Genomic DNA, 20391 nt, shown 5'->3' with positions numbered 1-20391 from the left:
TCCTCCCGCACGTGCGGGTTCACCCCGCGAGGCAGGATGGTGGGGTGGCAACGAGCACGCAGACCAGTTCAGGGACGACACCGCCGACGGAGACGCCGGGCCGGGGTGCGGCCGTCGTCGCCGGGACCGTCGCGGCACTCGTCGGCCTCGCGGTCACCGAGGTCGTCGCGCGGGTGCTCGGGGCGTCCGCCTCCCCGGTCGTGGCGACCGGCGAGGCCGTCATCGCCGCCGCCCCGGGAGCGCTGGCCCGTCCGGCCATCGACCTGCTCGGCACGGCCGACAAGCCGGCGCTGGTGTCGGCCGTCGTGGTCGTCGTCGTCCTGCTGGGCGCCGTGCTCGGCACCCAGGTGGTGCGCCGACCGGGCTGGGCCGCCGCGGGCTTCATCGCCGTCGCGGTCGCCGGCGCGGTCGCCGTCGTGTCCCGTCCGGACTCCGGGCAGCTGGACGCGGTGTCGCCGCTGGTCGGCGGCATCATCACCGTCACCGTCGCGCGCTGGTTGCTGCGGCCCCGCACCGAGCAGGCCGACGGTGAGAACCGTCGACGCTTCCTGGTGGAGGTGGCCGTGGTGGTGGCCGGTGCGGTCGTGCTCGGCGGCGCGAGCCGCGTCGTCGGCGCCGGACGGCGGGCCGCGGAGGGCGCGCGATCGACGCTGCGCCTGCCCGTCCGTCCCGCCGTGGTGCCGGCCGGCGCCGACCTGGGCGTGGACGGGGTGTCACCGTTCCTCACGCCCTCGAGCGAGTTCTACCGGATCGACACCGCGCTCAGCACGCCGTCCATCGATCCCGCGGAGTGGTCGCTGCGCATCCACGGCATGGTCGACCGCGAGATCACCCTGACCTACCAGGACCTGCTCGACCGCGGCCTGAGCGACGCCTGGGTGACGCTGTGCTGCGTCTCCAACGAGGTGGGCGGCGACCTGATCGGCAACACCGTCTGGTCGGGCGTGCCGATCGCGGGCATCCTCGCCGAGGCCGGCGTCCAGCGGGGCGCGGACGCGCTGCTGTCGACGTCGGAGGACGGCTGGACGTGCGGCACCCCGATCGAGGCGCTCACCGACGGCCGCGACGCCCTGCTCGCGGTGGCGATGGACGGCGAGCCGCTGCCGATCGAGCACGGGTTCCCGGTGCGCCAGGTGGTGCCCGGCCTCTACGGGTACGTCTCGGCGACCAAGTGGGTCGTGGACTGGGAGGTCACCCGCTTCGACGACATCGACGCCTACTGGACCCAGCGCGGCTGGGGCGAGAAGGGGCCGGTCAAGACGCAGTCGCGCATCGACACGCCCCGCTCGGACGTCGACGCCGGCACCGTGGCCGTCGCGGGCGTGGCCTGGGCGCAGCACACCGGCATCGAGAAGGTGGAGATCAAGGTCGGCGACGGCCGCTGGCAGCAGGCGCGCCTGGGACGCGTGCCGAACGTCGACACCTGGGTGCAGTGGGTCGTGGAGTGGGACGCCGAGCCCGGCGACCACGTCATCCAGGTGCGCGCCACCGACCGCAGCGGCTACACCCAGACCTCCGAGCGCGCCGACGTCCTCCCCGACGGCGCCACCGGCTGGGACTCGGTCAGCATCACCGTCCGCTGACCGAGTCCCCGCCCGTCAGGCGGCCTGCGCCTGGTCGCCCTCGTCCGCCTGGGCGGGGGTGAGGGCCTGGGCGAGCAGGTCGGCGACGTCGGCGACCAGCGTCACCTGGACCGCGTCGAGCACCTCGGCCGGCACGTCGTCCAGGTCGGGCTCGTTGCGTGCCGGGGCGAACACCTGCGTCAGGCCGGCCCGCTGGGCGGCGAGCAGCTTCTGCTTGAGCCCGCCGATCGGCAGCACCCGGCCGTTGAGGGTGACCTCGCCGGTCATGCCCACCTCGCCGCGCACGGGACGACCGGTGGCCATCGACACCAGCGCCGTCACCATCGTGACGCCCGCGGACGGGCCGTCCTTGGGGATCGCGCCGGCTGGCACGTGCACGTGGATGCGCCCGTCGAGCACCGCCGGGTCGACGCCCAGCTCCCTGGCGTGGGCCCGGACGTAGGACAGCGCGATCTGCGCGGACTCCTTCATCACGTCGCCGAGCTGACCGGTGAGCGTCAGGCCCGGGTCGCCGTCGGTGCGGCCTGCCTCGACGAACAGCACGTCGCCGCCGAGCCCGGTGACCGCGAGGCCCGTCGAGACGCCGGGGACGGACGTGCGCTCGTGCGCCTCGGGGGTGAACCGGGGGCGTCCGACCAGGTCGGTGAGCGTCTGCTCGTCGATCGTGACGGTCGCGGGCGCGTCGGGTCCGGCCAGGCGCGTCGCGGCCTTGCGCAGCGCCTTGGCGATCAGCCGCTCCAGCTGGCGCACGCCCGGCTCGCGAGTGTGGTCGGCGGCCATCTGACGCAGGGCGCCGTCGGTGACGGCGACCTCGTCCGTGGTGAGCGCGGCCCGGTCGAGCTGGCGGGGGAGCAGGTAGTCGCGCGCGATGGCGACCTTGTCCTCCTCGGTGTACCCGTCGAGGGTCACCAGCTCCATCCGGTCGAGCAGCGGCGCCGGGATCTGCTCGACGACGTTGGCCGTGGCCAGGAACAGGACGTCGGACAGGTCGAGGTCCAGGTCGAGGTAGTGGTCGCGGAACGTGTGGTTCTGCGCCGGGTCGAGCACCTCGAGCAGGGCCGCGCTGGGGTCGCCGCGGTAGTCCGCGCCGACCTTGTCGATCTCGTCGAGCAGCACGACGGGGTTCATCGAGCCCGCCTCGGCGATCGCGCGGACGATGCGTCCGGGCAGGGCCCCGACGTAGGTGCGGCGGTGGCCGCGGATCTCGGCCTCGTCACGCACGCCGCCGAGGGCGACGCGGACGAACTTCCGGCCCAGGGCGCGAGCGACGCTCTCTCCCAGCGACGTCTTGCCGACCCCGGGAGGGCCGGCGAGCGCCAGGACGGCACCCGAGCCGCGTCCGCCGACGACGCCGAGGCCGCGCTCGGTGCGACGGGCGCGGACGGCGAGGTGCTCGACGATCCGGTCCTTGACGTCGTCGAGGCCGTGGTGGTCGGCGTCCAGGACGGCGCGCGCCGCGGTGACGTCGGTGGAGTCCTGGGTGCGCTCGTTCCAGGGCAGCTCGAGGACGGTGTCGAGCCAGGTGCGGATCCACCCGGTCTCGGGGTTCTGCTCGCTGCCGCGCTCGAGCTTGTCGACCTCGCGCAGCGCGGCGGTGCGGACGGCCTCGGGGAGGTCGGCCTCCTCGACGCGGGCGCGGTAGTCGTCCGAGCCCTCGGGCTCGCCCTCGCCGAGCTCCTTGCGGATCGCGGCGAGCTGCTGGCGCAGCAGGAACTCGCGCTGCGTCCTGTCCATGCCCTCGCGGACGTTCTCGGCGATGGTGTCGGTGACCTCGGCCTCGGCGAGGTGGTCGCGCACCCAGCCGGTCAGCGTGCGCAGGCGCTCGTCGACGTCGGGCGTCTCGAGCAGCAGGCGCTTCTGGGAGTCGTCGAGCCACGACGCGTAGCCGGCGGTGTCGGCCAGCGCGGACGGCTCGGCGATGCGGTTCACCTGGTCGATGACCTGCCAGGCGTCGCGGCGCTGCAGCGTCGCGACGAGCAGGCCGCGGTACTCGGTGGCGAGCTCGCGGGTGGCGTCGGTGGGCTCGGGGTCGGCGACGACGTCGGCCTCGACCCAGAGCGCGGCACCGGGGCCGGCCACGCCGCTGCCGATGTGGACGCGGCTGCCCGCGCGCAGGACGGCGGCGGGCTCGCCGCTGGCGAGCCGTCCGACCTGGACGATCTCGGCGACGACGCCGTAGGTGGCGTAGCGGTCGTCGAGCCGCGGCGCGAGGAGCAGGCGCTCGTCGCTGCCCGCACGGGCGGCGTCGACGGCGGCGCGCGCGGCCTCGTCCAGCTCGACCGGCACGACCATCCCGGGCAGGACGACCTGGTCGGACAGGAAGAGGACGGGGAGACGCACGGTCTCGGTGGTGGTGTCGGTCATGGTGGAGCCTCTTTCGGAGTTGAGCCTGATGCACTCAACCTCGCAGGTGCCCCGGTGCTTCCGGCGTTCACCGACGGCGGACAGCGGCTACCAGGCTGCGCCCGCGGGAGCCGCCGGCAGCGGGACGTCGGCCGGGTGCAGGACGTACGCGACGCCGCTGGCCCGCCCGAGCCAGGCCCGCGCGACCTGGTCGCGACGGTAGGTCCGCGGCACGGCGTCGTTGCTGCGCTCGAGGTGCGAGGCGGGGTCGTGGACGAGGACGTCGCCCGCCGCGTCGAAGCCGTGCAGCACCATCAGGTGGCCCTGGGTGTCGAACCCGGCGCCGTCGAGCTCGTCGGCGCCGAACACCATCGAGATGACCAGCGGGATGCCCGCGCGGGTGAACAGCTCGGCCTCCTCGAGCGAGCGCAGGCGGGTGACGAACGCGTCGACGCCGAGCCCCGCGGCGTAGGCGGTGTTGAACGCCCAGTTGCCGGTGCCGGCGTACCCGGAGTCGAAGACGGCGGCGGCGGCGAGCGGGACGACGTCGTCGCGGGTGCTGCCACCGGACGGCGTCGGCGGTCCGGCACCCCAGTGGTCGAGCACCATGCTGACGGCGGTGGGGGAGCACCAGGCCCGCCCGCCGCCACCGGGGTGGTCGGTGAGGTCGCGGTGCAGCTGCTGGGAGTAGGCGGGCAGGTCGACGGCGTGCGCCACCCCCGACGGCGTGCCGGCGTCGGCCTCCGCCACGGCCTCGCCCGAGAGCAGCAGCGACGCCGACCGCATGCGCGGCCACGCCCCGTCCCCGGTGCGGAACGGGGCCAGCGACAGCTGCGCGGTGCGCCAGCCCGCGGCGACGTCCACGACCAGCTCGTCGTCGTGTCGCCGCACCAGCCCGTCGGTGTCGCGTCCGAAGGTCGTCCGGCCCTGGTGGGTGGACGACCAGCGGGCGAGCATGTACCAGGGGTCGTCCGGCCCCCGCCGCACCGCGACGTCGACCCAGGCACCCTCCGGCGTCTCGGCCGACCACGACGGCAGCGCCGACGCCACGTCGAAGCCCACCTCGACGACCGGTGACACCCACGGCTCGGACGGGTCGTGCGCGGGGTCCGGGGTCCAGCGGGCGAGGTGGAGGTCGCGGTCGGGTGCTGTCACCCGGCCCAGGCTAGTTCGGGCCGACGCAGACGATCCGGGCCAGGCAGCCGCGCCGGCAGCGTCGGCCGCCACCCAGGCGCTCAGCGCTTGATCACGTACGCCGTCCCGTTGCTGCCACCGATCCAGGCACGCTCGAACTGGGCCCGGTCGTAGGTGCGCTGGACGGCGCCGTTGGTGGCGCCGGCCGGGTCGTTGACCAGCACCTTGCCGTCGGCGGTGAAGCCGGTGATGACGACCACGTGGCCCGCGGTCGAGGAGATGGGGGCGCCGGAGAGCTGGCCGCGGGAGAACTCGATCGAGACGATCACGGGGGTGCCGGCCTTGATCAGCGCCTCGGCGTCGCGCAGGTCGCGCAGGCGGGCGACGTGGGCGTCGTGGCCGAACGAGCCGGCGTAGGCGGTGTTGAACGACCAGTTGCCGGTGCCGCCGTAGCGGTAGTCGTAGGTCTGACGGGCGCCGTGGTCGACGAAGCGGTCGCGGTACTTCTTGTTCACCCACGCGTACTGCTTGGCGGTGGGGCCCGAGGAGTAGTAGCGCAGCACCATCGTGGTGGAGGTGGGCGAGCACCAGGCCTCGCCGCCGCCGTTCCACTTCGGGTACTCGCCGAGGTGGATCATCTGCGAGTACTGCGGCACGGCCAGGCGGGTGGTGCGCGTCATCGTGGTGCGGCTGGTGGCGGGCACGCCGCGGGCGGCCGAGAAGGTGGCGCCGACGGACTGCACCGTGGCGGCCTTGGCGCCGGCGCGTCGCATCAGCTTGAGGCGGACCTGCCAGGCGCCGATGGTGTTGGAGCCGGTGGCGCGGACGGTGTCGGCCACGACGCGCGCGACGTCGTCGGTCTGCGCGGTGCCCGAGCGGCGCTTGACGACGGTGTCGGCCGAGGCCCAGTCGGCGACGGTGTCCCACGAGCCGGTGCGGCCGCCGGTGGTGCGCACGCGCACCTGCACCTGGACGAGCGAGCCCTTGGGCGTCTTGGCGTTCCACGACGGGATCACCTCGGTGGCGGCGAAGCCGGTCGACGCCCACGGCGACGTCCAGCGCGACCACGTGTACGTCTTGCCCGCGACGGTGGCCTTGCCGACCTTCTTCGCGTGCTTGATCGATCCTCCGGACACCCGCGTGCCCGCGACGCTGCCCTGGGCGAGCTGCGCGTTGGTCACCCAGCGGGTGGTGCCGACGGGCCCGGCGGCGGCCTGGGCGCCTGCCGGGACGAGCGCGAGGAGCGCGCCGGACAGGGCGGTGGCGACCGCGACGGCGGTGACGCGTGTGACAGGAGTGATTCTCACCCAAACAGACTAGGCCCAGATCGCCACGGCGTCACCGGTTCCGCGCGGACGCTTTCGCCGCAGCACCGCCGACACCTCTAGGCTGGGCAGGTGAGACTCCGCCTCCACGACAGCGCCAGCAAGCAGGTCGTCGACTTCGTGCCCGTCCAGCCCGGACGTGCGTCGATCTACCACTGCGGCCTGACCGTGCAGGGCCCTCCGCACCTGGGCCACATCCGCAAGGAGGTCGTCTTCGACGTCCTGCGGCGCTGGCTCGAGCACGAGGGCCTCGAGGTGACCATCGTCGCCAACATCACCGACATCGACGACAAGATCATCGCCAAGTCCGCCGAGCTCGGACGCCCGTGGTGGGCGCACGCGTACGCCAACGAGCGCGCGCTGCACGCCGCTTACGCGACGCTGGGCTGCGCGCCGCCCACCTACGAGCCGCGCGCGACGGGCCACGTCCCCGAGATGCTCGAGATGATCGCCACCCTGATCGAGGCCGGCCACGCCTACGCCGCCGAGGACGGGTCGGGCGACGTCTACTTCGACGTGCGCTCCTGGCCGTCCTACGGCGAGCTGTCGCACCAGAGGATCGCCGACATGGAGCCCGCCGGCGACGCCGACCCGCGCGGCAAGCGCGACCCGCGCGACTTCGCGCTCTGGAAGGGCCACAAGGAGGGCGAGCCCGACACCGCGTCGTGGCCCACCCCGTGGGGACGCGGCCGCCCCGGCTGGCACCTGGAGTGCTCGGCCATGGCCGGCAAGTACCTCGGCGACGAGTTCGACGTCCACGGCGGCGGGCTCGACCTCCGCTTCCCGCACCACGAGAACGAGCTCGCGCAGTCCCGCGCCGCGGGGCAGCGGTTCGCGCGCCTGTGGATGCACAACGCGATGGTCACCACGGCGGGCGAGAAGATGTCCAAGTCGATGGGCAACTCCGCGCTGGTCTCGGAGGTCACGCGCCGCTTCCGTCCGATCGACGTCCGCTACTACCTCGTCGCCGCGCACTACCGCTCGGTGGTCGAGTACTCCGACGCGTCGCTGGCCGAGGCGGCCACCGCGTTCGGCCGCATCGAGCACTTCGTCCGCCGCGCGAGCGAGGTGACGCAGAGCCCCGACGACCTCGCCGAGCTCGGCGGTGCCGTGACGCCCGCGTTCGCCGCCGCGATGGACGACGACCTGTCCGTGCCGTCCGCGCTCGCCGCGTTGCAGGAGACGGTTCGCACGGGCAACAAGCTGCTGGCCGACGTCGGCCCCGGCGAGGGACCCACCGCGTACGCGCTGGTGTCCGAGCTGGCCGCCGCGCGACGGATGCTCGACGTCCTCGGGCTCGACCCGCTGTCGCCGGTGTGGCGCACCGCGTCCGACGACGGCTCGGACGAGCACGCGGCGCTCGACGCGCTGGTGCAGACCCTGGTGGCCGCCCGGGCGGCCGCCCGCGAGGCCAAGGACTGGGCCACCGCCGACGCCGTGCGCGACCAGCTCGCCGCGGCCGGCGTCCTGGTCACCGACACGCCGGACGGGGCCCGCTGGGAGCTCGCCGGCACCACGAACACGACATCCGAGAAGGTGCACTGATGCCAGGCAACAGCCAGCGACGCGGGGCGGTCAACCGCTCCAAGGGCGAGCGCACGGCGGGGTCCGGCGGACGGATCCGCCGCGGGCTCGAGGGCCGCGGCCCCACGCCCAAGGCCGAGGACCGTCCCAACCACAAGGCGTACGCCGCCAAGAAGCAGGGCGGCCCGCCGCAGCAGCGTCCCCGCAAGTCCAAGGGCGACGGCACCGAGTGGGTGGCCGGGCGCAACCCGGTCGTCGAGCTGGTGCGCGAGGGCGTGCCCGTCACGACCCTCTACGTCGCCGAGGGCGCCGAGCGCGACGACCGTCTGCGCGAGATCTTCAAGATCGCCGCCGACCGCGGCATCGCGCTGCTCGAGGTGGGCCGCGGCGAGCTCGACCGGATGACCGACCGCGCCGTCCACCAGGGCGTCGCCGCGAAGATCCCCCCGTACGACTACGCGCACCCCGACGACTTCCTCGACCGCGCCGACGAGGCCGGCGAGCCCGCCCTCGTGGTGATGCTCGACGGCGTCACCGACCCGCGCAACCTCGGTGCCGTGGTGCGCTCGGCGTCCGGCTTCGGCGCGCACGGCGTCGTCGTCGCCGAGCGTCGCGCGGCCGGCATGACGGCCTCGGCCTGGAAGACGTCGGCCGGCGCCGCGGCCCGGCTGCCCGTCGCTCGCGCGGTCAACCTCACCCGTCAGATCAAGGCGTACCAGGAGGCCGGCCTGATGGTGGCCGGCCTGGCCGCCGACGGCGAGGTGTCCCTGCCCGACCTCGACCTCGCCGACGGGCCGCTGGTGCTCGTCGTCGGCAGCGAGGGCAAGGGCCTGTCGCGCCTGGTCTCGGAGTCGTGCGACGTGCTCGTCTCGATCCCGATGGCCTCGGGCCTGGAGTCGCTCAACGCCGGCGTCGCCGCGGGCGTCGCGCTGTACGCGGTCGACCAGCGTCGGCGGGGCTGACGTGCGCCGTGACTTCGACCCCGCCGAGATGGACGGCGGGGCGTTCTACCAGCTCCTGAACTCCGTGGTGGTGCCGCGGCCGATCGCGTGGGTGTCGTCGGTGTCGCCCGACGGCGTCGACAACCTCGCGCCGCACTCGTTCTTCACGGTCGCGTCGGTGTCACCGCCGATCGTGCAGTTCACCTCGGTGGGCCGCAAGGACTCGCTCACCAACATCGAGGCGTCCGGCGAGTTCGTCGTCGCGCTGACGCCCGAGCCGTTGTTCGAGCAGGTCAACGCCACCGGCACCGACTTCCCGGCGGGAACCAGCGAGTTCGACGCCGTCGGCCTCGACCGCGAGCCCAGCCTGCGGGTCGCGGCGCCGCGCGTGGCGGCGTCGCCCGTCGCGCTCGAGTGCGTGCTGCACAGCACCGTGTCGTTCGGCGGCTCGACCGTGGTGTTCGGACGCGTGGTGCACGCCGCCGTCGACGACGCGGTCCTCGACGGCGACCACCCCGAGATCACCCGCCTGCTCCCGCTCTCGCGGCTCGGCGCGAACGAGTGGGGCACCGCAGGAGAGATCCGCGACATCGCCCGCATCCGCTACGCCGACTGGCCAGAGGGCTACCGCCCCGCCTAGGCGAGGAGTCCCTGCCGGCGCAGGACGGGCTTGACGCCCTCGGCGAACCAGTAGGCCTCCTCGACGTGGGGGTAGCCCGACAGCACGAGCTCGTCGATGTCGAGCGCGTGGTACTGGGCGATCAGCTCGGCGACCTCGGCGTGGCTGCCCACGAGGGCGGTGCCGGCGCCGCCGCGCACCAGCCCGATGCCGGCCCACAGGCCCGGGTGGACCTCGAGGTCGTGCGCGTCGGCGTGGCCGCGTCCGCCCCCGTCGTGCAGCGCGCGCATCCGCTGCTGCCCGACCGACTGGCTCGACGCGAGCGCCTCCTGGGCGCGGGCGACGTCGGACGGGTCGAGCTCGTCGAGCATCTGCTGCGCGACGGCCCAGGCCGCCTCGGAGGTGTCGCGGGTGATGACGTGCAGCCGGATGCCGAAGCGCAGCGTGCGTCCCTGCTCCTTGGCCAGCCCGCGCATCCAGTCCAGCTTCTCGGCGACGGCCGACGGCGGCTCGCCCCACGTCAGGTAGACGTCCACGTGCTTGGCTGCGACGGGACCCGCGGGCGCCGATGACCCGCCGAAGTAGATCTCGGGCAGGGGGTCGGGCACCTCGCGGACGCGTGCGTCGCGGACGTCGTAGAACTCGCCGCTGAAGTCGACGCCCTCGGGGCGCCAGGCTCCGCGCAGCACGCTGAGGAACTCGTCGGTCCGGGCGTAGCGGTCGGCCGACCCGAACGACTCGGGGTCGCCGAAGCGTCGCTGCTCGGACGCGTCGCCGCCGGTGACGATGTTGAGCAGCAGCCGGCCTCCGGAGATCCGTTGGTAGGTCGCGGCCATCTGGGCGGCGAGGGTCGGGCTCAGTGCGCCGGGCCGGAACGCGACGAGGAACTTCAGGTTGGTCGTCTCGCGCAGCAGCGCGGCCGTCGTCAGCCAGGAGTCCTCGCACCAGGTGCCCGTCGGCGTGAGCACGCCGGTGAAGCCGAGCGTGTCGGCCGTCCTGGCCACCTGGGCGAGGTACTCGATGGTCGGTGGACGGAACCGCGCCGCGCTGCCGGCGGCGCCGGGGCCGCGCCCGATGTCCTGGGGCACCGAGTGGCCGCCGCCGACGAGCGTCCGGCCGTCGCCGGTGGTGGGCAGGAACCAGTGGAGCGCAAGGTTCACGAGGCCGCCTTCTGCTCGGCGGCGGCCTTCGCCACCGCGTCGTTGAAGTCGGTGACGAAGTACTTCCCCAGGTCGGGGTCGCCGCTCACCTGGCCCTGCGCGGCGAACGCGTCCCACATCTCCTGCTCGGACGCGACCACCTGGGCGTCGATCGGGATGGGGGCGTACGCGCGGCGCGTCGTGGCCCGGTCGGTGACCTCGCGCGGGAGCCCCGTCTCCTTCGCCCACGCGGCTGACCATTCCGCCTTGTGGTCCGCGGCCCACGTCTGGGCGGACGCGAGCCGTCCGAGGTAGTCCTCGATCGCGGCCCGCGTGGCCTCGTCGTCGAGGGCGTCGTCGGAGGCGACCTGGAAGCCCAGGCCGTTGACGAGACCGGCGCCGTCGGACAGCACGCGTGCGTCCGAGCCGAGCTCGGCCTGGGAGGTGAAGGGGTCCCAGATCGCCCACGCGTCGACCGAGCCGCCGCGGAAGGCCGCCAGTCCCTCGGTGGGCTGGAGCCACACGGGCTCGACGTCGTCGAGGGTGAGGCCGGCGTCCTCGAGCTGCGCGACCAGGTTGTAGTTGGCCGAGCTGCCCTTGGCCACCGCGATCTTCTTGCCCTTCAGCTGCGCCACGGACGTCGCCCGCGAGCCCCGGGGCACGATGATCGCGTCGCCGGTGGCGCCCTGGTCGTTGGCGGAGACGATCTTCAGGTCCTTGTCCTGGTCGATCGCGAACAGCGGCGGCGTGTTGCCGACGCCGCCGACGTCGACGGCTCCGCTGCTGACGGCCTCGAGCAGCGGCGGGCCGGACGTGAACGGCTTGAACTCGATGTCGTACTCGGCCTCGTCGAGGTCGCCCGATGCGGTGAGCAGGGCCTCGGAGCCGCCCTTCTGGTCGCCGACGACGAGCGTCACCTTGGACAGGTCGACGCTGCCGTCGTCCGCGACCGCGTCGGCGTTGCTGCTGCCGCCGCACGCCGTCAGGGCCAGGAGACCGGCGGCGAGGGTGGTGACGAGGGGGACGGGGCGGTTCACGATGCGTGCTCCTTGCGGTCGGTGGTGCGGTCGTTGGGGGTGACGCCGAGGACGCCGAGCAGCTCGGCTCGTCGCTCGGCGAGGGACTCGGGCTCGCGCGGGCGGGCGTCGTCGACGCGGACCTCGTGGCGGATGCGTCCCCGGTCGACGACCAGGACGCGGTCGGCGAGAGCCAGCGCCTCGTCGACGTCGTGGGTGACGAGGAGGACGGCGGGCCGGTGCTCGCGCCACAGGCGCAGGACGAGGTCGTGCATCTCGATCCGGGTGAGCGCGTCGAGTGCGCTGAACGGCTCGTCGAGCAGCAGCAGGTCGGGGGCGCGGACCAGGGCTCGGGCCAGGGACGCGCGCTGCGCCTGGCCGCCGGACAGCGTGACCGGCCAGACGTCGGCCTTCTCGCCGAGCCCCACCTCGTCGAGAGCCGATCGCGACCTCTCGCGCCGCTCGGCGCGGCTGCCGTCACGCAGGGCGAGCGCGACGTTGTCGGCGACGCGTCGCCACGGCAACAGCCGCGGCTCCTGGAACGCGACGGAGACGGTGCCCGCCACGTCGGCGCTTCCGTGCGTCACCGGGTCGAGGCCCGCGAGGGTGCGCAGCAGGGTCGACTTGCCCGAGCCGCTGCGTCCCAGCAGCGCGACCAGCTCGCCCGGCGCGACGTCGAGGTCGAGGTCGTCGAGCACCACGTGCTCGCCGAACGCGCGGCGCAGGCCGCGGACACGGACGGCGGGGTCGGTGGACGTGCGGGGGACGGGGCTCAGCCGAGTCGCCATGCGAGGGCCTTCCTCTCGATCAGTCGGACGAGGGCGTCGGTCGCCAGTCCGAGCAGGCTGTAGATGATCAGGCCGCCGACGACGACGTCGGTGCGGCCGAAGGAGGCGGCGTCGGACACCAGGTATCCGATGCCGCTGGTGGCGTTGATCTGCTCGGCCACGATCAGCGAGAGCCAGGCGACGCCGAGGCTCAGGCGCAGGCCGACGAGCAGCGACGGCAGCGCGCCGGGGGCGACGACGTGGCGCAGGCGTCCCCACCACGACAGCCGCAGCGCGCGGGCGGCGTCCAGGAACTTGGGGTCGACGCCGCGGATGCCGGCCACGGTGTTGACGTAGAGCGGGAACGCGACGCCGAGCGCGATCAAGGCGATCTTCGGCGACTCGTCGATCCCGAGCCACAGCACCAGCAGCGGCAGCAGGCCGAAGTGCGGCACCGTGCGCAGCATCTGCATGGGCGGGTCGACGACGTCGTCGCCGACGCGTGACAGCCCGGCGACGGTCGCCAGCACCAGGGCGACGGCGGCGCCGACGCCGAAGCCGATCACCACCCGCTGCACCGAGATGACGGTGGCGTCCTGCAGCGTGCCCTTCTGCCACTCCTCGCCCATCGCGGCGAGGATCTGGAGCGGGGGAGCGAGCCTGTCCTCGGGGAGGACGCCGGAGACCGACGCGAGCTGCCACAGCGCGAGGACGGCCAGCGGGCTCAACGACCGGCGCAGCGCGGCCGACCCGCGGCGAGGTCGTCGCGGACGGGCGCCGGTCGGGGCGGGGGCGGAGGTGACGGACATGGCTCCACCGTGTCATCCAGAGGTACTAAATCTACTGGCTAACTACAGTATGAGACGACACCGAGAGGGGCGGTTCGTCGTGGTATCGGACGGGTTCAGGCCCGTCGCAGGACCGCGTCGGCCAGGCGGTCGGCGGCGCCGTCGGCGAAGCCGAGGAACAGGGACGGCTCGGCCATCTCGAGCTCGAGCACCACGGGTCCGTCGGGGGTCGGCAGCAGGTCGACGCGTGCGTAGAGGGGTGTCACACCGCCGGGGACCGCGGCCAGCGCGCGCTCGGCGACCGCGACCTCGTCGTCGCTCGGCTCCCGCGCGGTGATGTCCTCGGGGGCGAACAGGCCCTCGACGAGGTCGCCGCCGCGCTGCAGGATCGCGCCCTTGCGGATGGCGTGCGACGCGTCGCCGTCGACCGTCACGACCGCCGTCTCGCCCGCCTCGTCGACCTCGGCCACGTACGGCTGGACGAGCACGCTGCGCCCCTCGTCGAGCAGGCGTGCGGCATGGGCGCGCGACCGGTCCGCCTCGTGGGCGCCGAGCAGCAGGGTGTCCTTGGAGCCGGCCGACACCGCCGGCTTGACGACGTGCTCGACGTCGAGCAGGCCGTGGGTGGGGTCGTCACCGGGCTCGAGGAACTCCGACGGGACGATCGGCACGCCGGCGTCGGCGAGGTCGAGCAGGTAGTGCTTGTCGGTGGTCCAGCGCAGCAGTGGCAGCGGGTTCGCCAGGCCGGTGACGGCCTCGACGTCCTCGGCCCAGGCGAGGAACTCGGCCACGCGGGTGGCGTAGTCCCACGTCGAGCGGACGACGACGAGGTCGAACCCGGACCAGTCGACGCCCGCGTCGTCCCAGACCGCCGCCGTGACGTCGGCCCCGCGTTCCCGCAGGGCCGACGCCAGCAGCTTCCCCTCGTCGTCGAGGTCGGCCACCTCGCGTGCGGTGGCCAGGGCGATGCGCACACTCATGGCGCGACCCTAGGACGAGTCAGTCCTCGGACGCGACCAGCACCGGACGGGCCGGCTCCTCGCCCATGGCGACGGCCATCTTGTGGAAGACGGCGCCCTCGCGGTGCCGGCTCTGGCGGTCGAGGGTGAGCCCGAGCGCGGTGTGCGCCCAGCCGCTGGTGGGCTCGAGCTCGACGAGCCGGCGGAACGCCTCCTCGGCCGGGGTGAGCCAGGCCGCGGCGAAGCGCGCGCGACCGAGCAGCTCCCACGCGGCGGCGTTGTCGGGGTCGTGCTCGACGACGTGCTCGGCGACGCGGGCGGCCTCGCGCGGCTGACGCTGCTGGAGCAGGTCCTCGGCGGCGCGGAAGGCCAGGTACGGGTTGGACTCGTACAGCGCACCGAGGTCGAAGGCGGTGTCGTTGCTCATGGTCGCTCCTCTGGTCGTCGGTGGATGCCTCTCCAACGTACGACCCCGGTCGGGCATTCCGGGCGCGTCGGCACCGGTCCTCCGATTGCGGCGCCGGTGGTTGAATGTTAAATTAGTGGTCTTCGACCCAGGAGGCACCATGACCACCGTCGCCCCGCAGGGACTGCACCACGTCACCGCCATCGCGTCCGACCCGCAGGCCAACGTCGACTTCTACACCCGCGCGCTCGGGCTCCGCCTGATCAAGCAGACGGTCAACTTCGACTCTCCCGACACGTACCACCTGTACTACGGCGACGAGCACGGCAGCCCGTCGAGCATCCTCACCTTCTTCCCGTGGCCCGACGTGCCGCAGGGACGCCAGGGCGCGGGCATGACCACCTCCACGGCGTTCAGCGTGCCCGGCTCCTCGATGGGCTGGTGGCACGAGCGCCTCAAGGACCGCGGCGTCGACGTCGACTCGCCGGTCAGCCGTGACGGCGAGGACGTGATCTCCTTCCGCGACCCCGACGGCATGGTCATCGACCTCGTCGCCTCCGACGGCGACCACCGCTCGGGCTGGGACGGCGTGGCCGACATCCCCGCCGAGCACGCCGTGCGCGGGCTGCACGCCGTCACGATGTCGCAGAAGCAGCTCGACCCGTCCGCGTCGATGCTCACCGACCTGCTCGGCATGGACCTCACCGGCGAGGACGGCGACCGGACCCGGTTCGGCATGGGCGAGGGCGGCACGGGAGCGCTCGTCGACGTCGCCGCCGGTGTCCAGGACCGCGGCTGGCAGGCCGGTGGCACCGTCCACCACATCGCCTTCCGTGCGCCCGACCTCGACACGATGACGCAGTGGCAGCACGAGCTGCAGTCGCGTGGCGTCCAGGTCACCGACATCCGCGACCGCCAGTACTTCAAGTCGATCTACTTCCGCGAGCCCGGCGGCGTGCTGTTCGAGATCGCCACCGACACCCCCGGCTTCGACATCGACGAGCCGCTGCTCGAGCTGGGCCGCGCGCTGAAGCTGCCGCCGTGGCTCGAGCCGAGCCGCGAGCAGATCGCGGCCGCGCTGCCCCCGCTGGACGTCCCGTGACCGGCGCGACGCTCGAGCGTCCGCACGTCTTCCTGCCGGCCGAGGAGGACGCGTCCGGCCCGCCGCTGCTGCTCCTGCACGGCACCGGCGGCGACGAGCACGACCTGCTGCCGCTGCGCGAGCACCTGTCGCCGGGTGCGGCGGTGCTGTCGCCGCGCGGCACCGTGATGGAGGGGCCGATGCCGCGCTTCTTCCGCCGCCTGCGCGAGGGCGTCTTCGACGAGGACGACCTGCGCGAGCGCACCGACGAGCTGGCCGACTTCGTCACGGCGGCGTCGGCCGAGCACGGCGTCGCGCCGGGGGCGTGGGTCGCGGTGGGCTTCTCCAACGGCGCCAACATCGCCTCCGCGCTGCTGATGCGGCGCCCCGAGGTGCTGGCCGGCGCCGTCCTGCTCGCGGCCATGGTTCCCTTCGCCGAGGTGCCGGGCGGCCCGGACCTCGCCGGTCGTCCCGTCGTGGTGTCGAACGGCGACCGCGACCCGATGGCCACCGCCTGGCACACCGAGACGCTGGTCGCGCAGCTGCGCGGGCGCGGCGCCGACGTCACCGAGCTGCCGCACCCGGGCGGGCACCAGCTCGACCCCGCGGTGCTGCCGCGGATCGCCGCGCGCCTGTCGGCCTAGTCCACCGACGTCTCCGCCGCCCGGATCCTGCTCGCGACGTCGGGCAGGACCGTGGCGACGTAGTCGCGCGCGGCGTCGTCCAGGCTCACCTCGTGGCTGGCCCGCTCGGACAGGAACCAGCGGTGTTCGAGCACCTGGTGGAACGCCTCGGGCGTCTCGACGGTGGCGCGGAGGTCGGCCGGCAGCAGCGCCTCGATCGGGCGGTAGACCTCGTTCAGCCAGCGGTGCGCGACGATCATCGGGTCCTGCTCCTGCAGCTCGTGGGCCGCGGTGAACGCGTCGAGGTCGTTGAGCAGGCGGCGGGCCTGGGGCTCGTCGAGGTCCAGGCCGGTGAGGCCCTGCAGGCGTCGCGCGTGGTGCTCGGCCTCGACCACCTTGGGCTGGATGCGCACCGTGGCGCCGCCCACGTCGGTGACGACGTCGAGCTCGTCGACGTCGAACCCCACGGTGTTGAGCCGCGCGATCCGCTGCTCGATGCGCCACATCTCGTCCAGGTCGAACTCCTCCACGCCGGTGAGCTCGTGCCACAGCTCGTCGTACCGCTCGCGGATGCGGTCGACGACCTCGATCCCGTCGAAGTCCTCGGCGATGAGCCCGCCGGCCTGCAGGTCGAGCAGCTCGCCGAAGACGTTGGTGCGCAGCAGGTCGAGGTCGTGGTCGCGCTGGCCGTCGGTGAGGCTGTCGTGCAGCTCGCCGGTCTCGGCGTCCACGAGGTACGCCGCGAACTCGCCCGCGCTGCGTCGGAACAGCGTGTTGGACAGCGAGCAGTCGCCCCAGAAGAACCCGTCGAGGTGCAGCCGGACGAGCAGCACCACGAGCGCGTCGATCACCCGCTCGAGCGTGTCGTCCTGCAGGTGCGAGGAGAACAGCGCGCGGTAGGGCAGGGAGCGTGACAGGTGCCGGGTGACGAGCGCCGGCTCGATCGGATGACCGCCGGCGTCCTCGCGTCCGGTGACCACCCCCCACGGCTCGACGACCGGCAGGTTGAGGCGTCCGAGGTTGCGCAGCATCTGGTACTCGCCGAGCGCGTACCGCTCCCGCGTCTCCTTGATCACCACCACCTCGGGCCCCAGCTGCACGAACCGCACCACGTGGCGGTGGATGCCGCGGGCGAGCGGCACCTCGTAGCGGTCGCCCCACTGCGCCAGTGGCCGGTCCCACGGCAGCGCCAGGATCTCCTTCGACGGGCGGGTGGCCAGCACGCGGATCGGCATGCGGTCCAGTCTCCCAGCCGTCGGGGCCGGCGGGTCCACCGAGGAATCGGCATATGGCCGCCCATGCCGCGTCGACGCAGATTCTCCCGGTGGGCCGGGGTGCGGGCCGGACGGGCGCAGCGGGCTGCCGGTGACGTCGGCCCTACGATGGTGCCGCGCCCACGGGCGCGTCGCCGGTGTAGCTCAGACGGTAGAGCGCTTCTCTTGTAAAGAAGATGTCGCGGGTTCGATTCCTGTCACCGGCTCCGGGCCTCCCGACCACCGAGCGCTTCCGCTCGCAGGGGTGCTCCGACGACGACGGGCGCACCTACGGACGGGGTCTGCGGTGGATCGGGCCGGCGGCCGGCTGCGGGTCTCGTGGGGTGAGACGGTCGGGCGCGGACCACGGCAAGCAGTCGCTTCCCATGGTGAATTCACCGCGGGTCGCGACCGTTTGCCGCGGTCGGTGTGGCTACTGGTGCCGGTGAGGTGTGGCGGTCCACCCATCGAGACGAGTGGCCGGCCGCGGCGCGCAGGCCACGCCCACCCGTCCCTCGGTGACTGCCGGCGAGCCGCCCCGCGGCGCCGCACCCGGAAGGGCGCACCTACGGACGGGGGTCTGCGGCGGATCGGGTTGGCGGCTGGCTGCACGTCTCGTGGGGTGAGACGGTCGAGTGCGGACCACGGCAAGCAGTCGCTTCCCGTGGTGAATTCACCGTGGGTCGCGACCGTCTGCCACGGTCGGTGTGACGGTTGGTGCCGGTGAGGCGTGGCGGTCCACCCACCGAGACGAGTGGCCGGCCGCGGCGAGCAGGCCACGCCCACCCGTCCCTCGGTGCCTGTCGGCGAGCCCCCCCGCGGCGCCGCACCCGACCCCACCGCCGGCGTCAGGACCGCTTGGTCCCCGACCGCGGCTCGTCGGTGGTCTTGGCCACCTCGACGTCGTCACCGGAGGCGGCCTCCTCGTCGCGGATGCGGCGGGCCTCGGCGGCGGTCTCGGCCTCGGAGGGGAGCTCGTCGCCGCGCGGGGGAGGGATGGAGCCGACGGCGTCGACGGCGGGGGCGGCCTCGTCGACGGCCTCGTCGGTCTGCTCGATCAGGTAGCGGAGCAGCTCGGCGGCCGTGGCGGCGGCGGGCACGGCGAGGAACGCGCCGGTGATGCCGAACAGGGTGCCGCCGGCGGTGACGGACAGCAGGACGACCGCCGCGTGCAGGTTCATCGTCTTGCCCTGCAGCCACGGCGAGAGCACGTTGCCCTCGAGCTGCTGCACGGCGACGATGATCGCCACCACGATCAGGGCCGTCTGGACGTCGTTGGTGACGAGCGAGACGAGCACCGCGAGCGCGCCGCTGACGAACGCGCCGACGATGGGGATGAACCCGCCGAAGAACGTGATGACGGCGAGCGGGATGGCCAGCGGCACGTCGAGGATGAGCAGCCCGGCGCCGATGAGCACGGCGTCGATGAGGCTGACCAGGCCCTGGGTGCGGATGAAGCCGCCGAGCGTCTTCCAGCAGCGACGGAGGATCTCGCACAGGTGGCCGCCGACGCGGGCGCCGCCGATGCGGGTGACCCACGGCAGGAACTTGTGGCCGTCCTTGGAGAAGAAGAACGTCAGCATGAGGATGACGACGAGGTTGATGATCGCCGACGTCGCCGCGCTGAGCGTCGAGAAGACGCCCGAGCCGATGGCCGCCGCGCTGTCCTGCACCCGCTCCTGGAGCGCGTTGATCGCCCGGTCCACCTGGTCGCTGGAGACGTTGAGCGGGCCGTCGCTCACCCAGGTCTGCACGCGCTGCAGGCCGCTGACCGCCGAGCTGGCGATGTCGCCGACCTGGCCCGCAACCGACGGCGCCAGCAGCGCGAAGCTGCCGAAGACGATGACGAGAAACGACACCACCGAGATCAGGGCGGCCAGGGCGCTGGGCACCTTGCGCCTGCGCAGGAAGGCCGCCGGCGGGCCGAGCACCGTGGTGAGGATCAGCGCCATCACGACCGGGAAGATGACGACCCAGGCGTACTTGACCACCAGGCCGAGAACGACGAGGGCGAGGGTGACGCCGACCAGGCGCCAGCTCGCGCGCGCGGTCCGACGGAACGCCGCCTCGTAGACCGTGGCGCGGTCGCGGACCTCTGCGCTGCTCACGTCGTGCTCCCCCTCCGTGACCGGGGCCGTGGTGGCCCCGTGACCCGTCAGGCTATCGGTCGTCCATCGGCCACACCCGACGACGGACGCCCGGTGCGCGCCACGTCACGGCAGCCGCCAGTCCACCGGTTCGGCGCCCAGGGCCACCAGATGCTCGTTGACGCGGCTGAACGGACGCGACCCGAAGAACCCGCGCGACGCCGACAACGGGCTCGGGTGCACGCTCTCGACGACCGGCGTGTCGCCGAGCATCGGCTTCAGCGACTGCGCGTCGCGGCCCCAGAGCAGCGCGACGAGCGGCTCGGGCCGGGCGACCAGCGCGGCGATCGCCTGCTCGGTCACCGACTCCCAGCCCTTGCGGCGGTGGCTGCCGGACTCCCCGGGCTGCACGGTCAGCACGCGGTTCAGCAGCAGGACGCCCTGTCGGGTCCAGGGCGAGAGGTCGCCGCTGGTGGGCCGCGGCACGCCGAGGTCGGACTCCATCTCGGTGAAGATGTTGGCCAGGCTCTTGGGCACCGGACGCACGTCGGCGCCGACGGAGAACGAGAGCCCGACGGCGTGCCCGGGCGTCGGGTAGGGGTCCTGGCCGACGACCAGCACGCGCACCGACGACAGCGGCTCGACGAACGCCCGCAGCACGTTCTCGCCGGACGGCAGGTAGCCGCGACCGGCGGCCACCTCGCCGCGCAGGAACTCGCCCAGCTCGGCGACGGTGCCCGCGACGGGCTCGAGGGCCTCGGCCCAGTCGGGGGCGACGATCTCGCTCAGGGGACGCGGCATGC

General features: G+C 73.5%; 18 protein-coding genes and 1 tRNA gene. 7 read left to right on the top strand and 12 right to left on the bottom strand.

From position 1 onward, the window contains the following. Positions 1-44: 44 nt before the first annotated feature. On the top strand, positions 45-1583 hold the full coding sequence (locus tag ACI6PP_RS06770; RefSeq protein ID WP_421110191.1) for a molybdopterin-dependent oxidoreductase: 1539 nt from the start codon (positions 45-47) through the stop codon (positions 1581-1583). Between the two features lie 15 nt (positions 1584-1598). Here ACI6PP_RS06770 and lon read toward each other — a convergent pair whose 3' ends face one another. The 3 genes from lon to ACI6PP_RS06755 form a co-directional block, all read right to left on the bottom strand. Further along, positions 1599-3947 carry an endopeptidase La gene (lon, locus tag ACI6PP_RS06765; protein ID WP_421110189.1) on the bottom strand — a complete coding sequence of 783 codons (2349 nt, stop codon included), beginning with the start codon at positions 3945-3947 and terminating at the stop codon, positions 1599-1601. Between the two features lie 87 nt (positions 3948-4034). Continuing rightward, on the bottom strand, positions 4035-5081 hold the full coding sequence (locus ACI6PP_RS06760) for a C39 family peptidase (protein ID WP_421110188.1): 1047 nt from the start codon (positions 5079-5081) through the stop codon (positions 4035-4037). Between the two features lie 80 nt (positions 5082-5161). Then, on the bottom strand, positions 5162-6367 hold the full coding sequence (locus tag ACI6PP_RS06755; protein WP_421110186.1) for a C39 family peptidase: 1206 nt from the start codon (positions 6365-6367) through the stop codon (positions 5162-5164). Between the two features lie 90 nt (positions 6368-6457). On the opposite strand from ACI6PP_RS06755, the gene cysS reads away from it, so the two are divergent. Genes cysS through ACI6PP_RS06740 form a run of 3 tightly spaced genes read left to right on the top strand, consistent with a single transcriptional unit; the run spans position 6458 to position 9490 of the window. After that, the gene (cysS, locus tag ACI6PP_RS06750) at positions 6458-7930 is read left to right on the top strand and encodes a cysteine--tRNA ligase (protein ID WP_421110184.1); all 1473 of its coding nucleotides are present in this window, start codon (positions 6458-6460) and stop codon (positions 7928-7930) included. Further along, complete coding sequence (gene rlmB / locus ACI6PP_RS06745) at positions 7930-8871, top strand: 23S rRNA (guanosine(2251)-2'-O)-methyltransferase RlmB (protein WP_421110182.1); 942 nt, start codon at positions 7930-7932, stop codon at positions 8869-8871. Before cysS ends, rlmB begins: the two co-directional genes overlap by 1 nt. Before the next feature lies 1 nt (position 8872). Then, a complete protein-coding gene (locus tag ACI6PP_RS06740) occupies positions 8873-9490 on the top strand; it encodes a flavin reductase family protein (RefSeq protein ID WP_421110180.1) in 618 nt (205 codons plus the stop codon). Here the strand turns inward: ACI6PP_RS06740 and ACI6PP_RS06735 are convergent. From ACI6PP_RS06735 to ACI6PP_RS06710, 6 genes are all read right to left on the bottom strand, one after another. After that, positions 9487-10629: an LLM class flavin-dependent oxidoreductase gene (locus ACI6PP_RS06735; protein WP_421110178.1), complete on the bottom strand. Its 1143-nt coding sequence runs from the start codon at positions 10627-10629 to the stop codon at positions 9487-9489. The genes ACI6PP_RS06740 and ACI6PP_RS06735 overlap by 4 nt on opposite strands. Further along, positions 10626-11645: an ABC transporter substrate-binding protein gene (locus tag ACI6PP_RS06730; protein ID WP_421110176.1), complete on the bottom strand. Its 1020-nt coding sequence runs from the start codon at positions 11643-11645 to the stop codon at positions 10626-10628. Before ACI6PP_RS06730 ends, ACI6PP_RS06735 begins: the two co-directional genes overlap by 4 nt. After that, positions 11642-12412 carry an ABC transporter ATP-binding protein gene (locus ACI6PP_RS06725; protein ID WP_421110174.1) on the bottom strand — a complete coding sequence of 257 codons (771 nt, stop codon included), beginning with the start codon at positions 12410-12412 and terminating at the stop codon, positions 11642-11644. Before ACI6PP_RS06725 ends, ACI6PP_RS06730 begins: the two co-directional genes overlap by 4 nt. Continuing rightward, entirely contained in the window at positions 12397-13200 is an 804-nt protein-coding gene (locus tag ACI6PP_RS06720) for an ABC transporter permease (protein ID WP_421110172.1), read from the bottom strand. The genes ACI6PP_RS06725 and ACI6PP_RS06720 overlap by 16 nt, the downstream gene beginning before the upstream one ends. A 95-nt stretch (positions 13201-13295) precedes the next feature. Beyond that, positions 13296-14159 carry an ATP-grasp domain-containing protein gene (locus ACI6PP_RS06715; protein WP_421110170.1) on the bottom strand — a complete coding sequence of 288 codons (864 nt, stop codon included), beginning with the start codon at positions 14157-14159 and terminating at the stop codon, positions 13296-13298. A 19-nt stretch (positions 14160-14178) separates the two neighbouring features. Beyond that, positions 14179-14565, bottom strand: coding sequence for a tetratricopeptide repeat protein (locus ACI6PP_RS06710; RefSeq protein ID WP_421110168.1), 387 nt, complete (start codon positions 14563-14565; stop codon positions 14179-14181). 139 nt (positions 14566-14704) lie between these two features. Here ACI6PP_RS06710 and ACI6PP_RS06705 point away from each other — a divergent pair, with 139 nt between their 5' ends. Together ACI6PP_RS06705 and ACI6PP_RS06700 are read left to right on the top strand one after the other, a co-directional pair. Next, positions 14705-15646, top strand: a complete 942-nt coding sequence (locus ACI6PP_RS06705) for a ring-cleaving dioxygenase (RefSeq protein ID WP_421110166.1) — start codon at positions 14705-14707, stop codon at positions 15644-15646. Continuing rightward, complete coding sequence (locus tag ACI6PP_RS06700) at positions 15643-16269, top strand: alpha/beta hydrolase (protein ID WP_421110164.1); 627 nt, start codon at positions 15643-15645, stop codon at positions 16267-16269. Before ACI6PP_RS06705 ends, ACI6PP_RS06700 begins: the two co-directional genes overlap by 4 nt. On the opposite strand, the gene ACI6PP_RS06695 is transcribed toward ACI6PP_RS06700, so the two are convergent. Then, the gene (locus tag ACI6PP_RS06695) at positions 16266-17483 is read right to left on the bottom strand and encodes a DUF4032 domain-containing protein (RefSeq protein ID WP_421110162.1); all 1218 of its coding nucleotides are present in this window, start codon (positions 17481-17483) and stop codon (positions 16266-16268) included. The genes ACI6PP_RS06700 and ACI6PP_RS06695 overlap by 4 nt on opposite strands. 172 nt (positions 17484-17655) lie before the next feature. Here ACI6PP_RS06695 and ACI6PP_RS06690 point away from each other — a divergent pair. Then, positions 17656-17728, top strand: a tRNA-Thr gene (locus ACI6PP_RS06690). 621 nt (positions 17729-18349) lie between these two features. On the opposite strand, the gene ACI6PP_RS06685 is transcribed toward ACI6PP_RS06690, so the two are convergent. Together ACI6PP_RS06685 and ACI6PP_RS06680 are read right to left on the bottom strand one after the other, a co-directional pair. Further along, positions 18350-19609, bottom strand: a complete 1260-nt coding sequence (locus tag ACI6PP_RS06685; protein WP_421110160.1) for an AI-2E family transporter — start codon at positions 19607-19609, stop codon at positions 18350-18352. Positions 19610-19714: 105 nt separating this feature from the next. Further along, on the bottom strand, positions 19715-20389 hold the full coding sequence (locus ACI6PP_RS06680) for a uracil-DNA glycosylase (RefSeq protein ID WP_421110159.1): 675 nt from the start codon (positions 20387-20389) through the stop codon (positions 19715-19717). Positions 20390-20391: the final 2 nt, after the last annotated feature.

This window comes from Solicola agrisoli (assembly GCF_049059935.1).
Lineage (GTDB): Bacteria > Actinomycetota > Actinomycetes > Propionibacteriales > Nocardioidaceae > JAURVT01.
The sequence above is the reverse complement of the archived record's forward strand: the minus strand, read 5'-3'. Positions and strand labels throughout refer to the sequence as shown.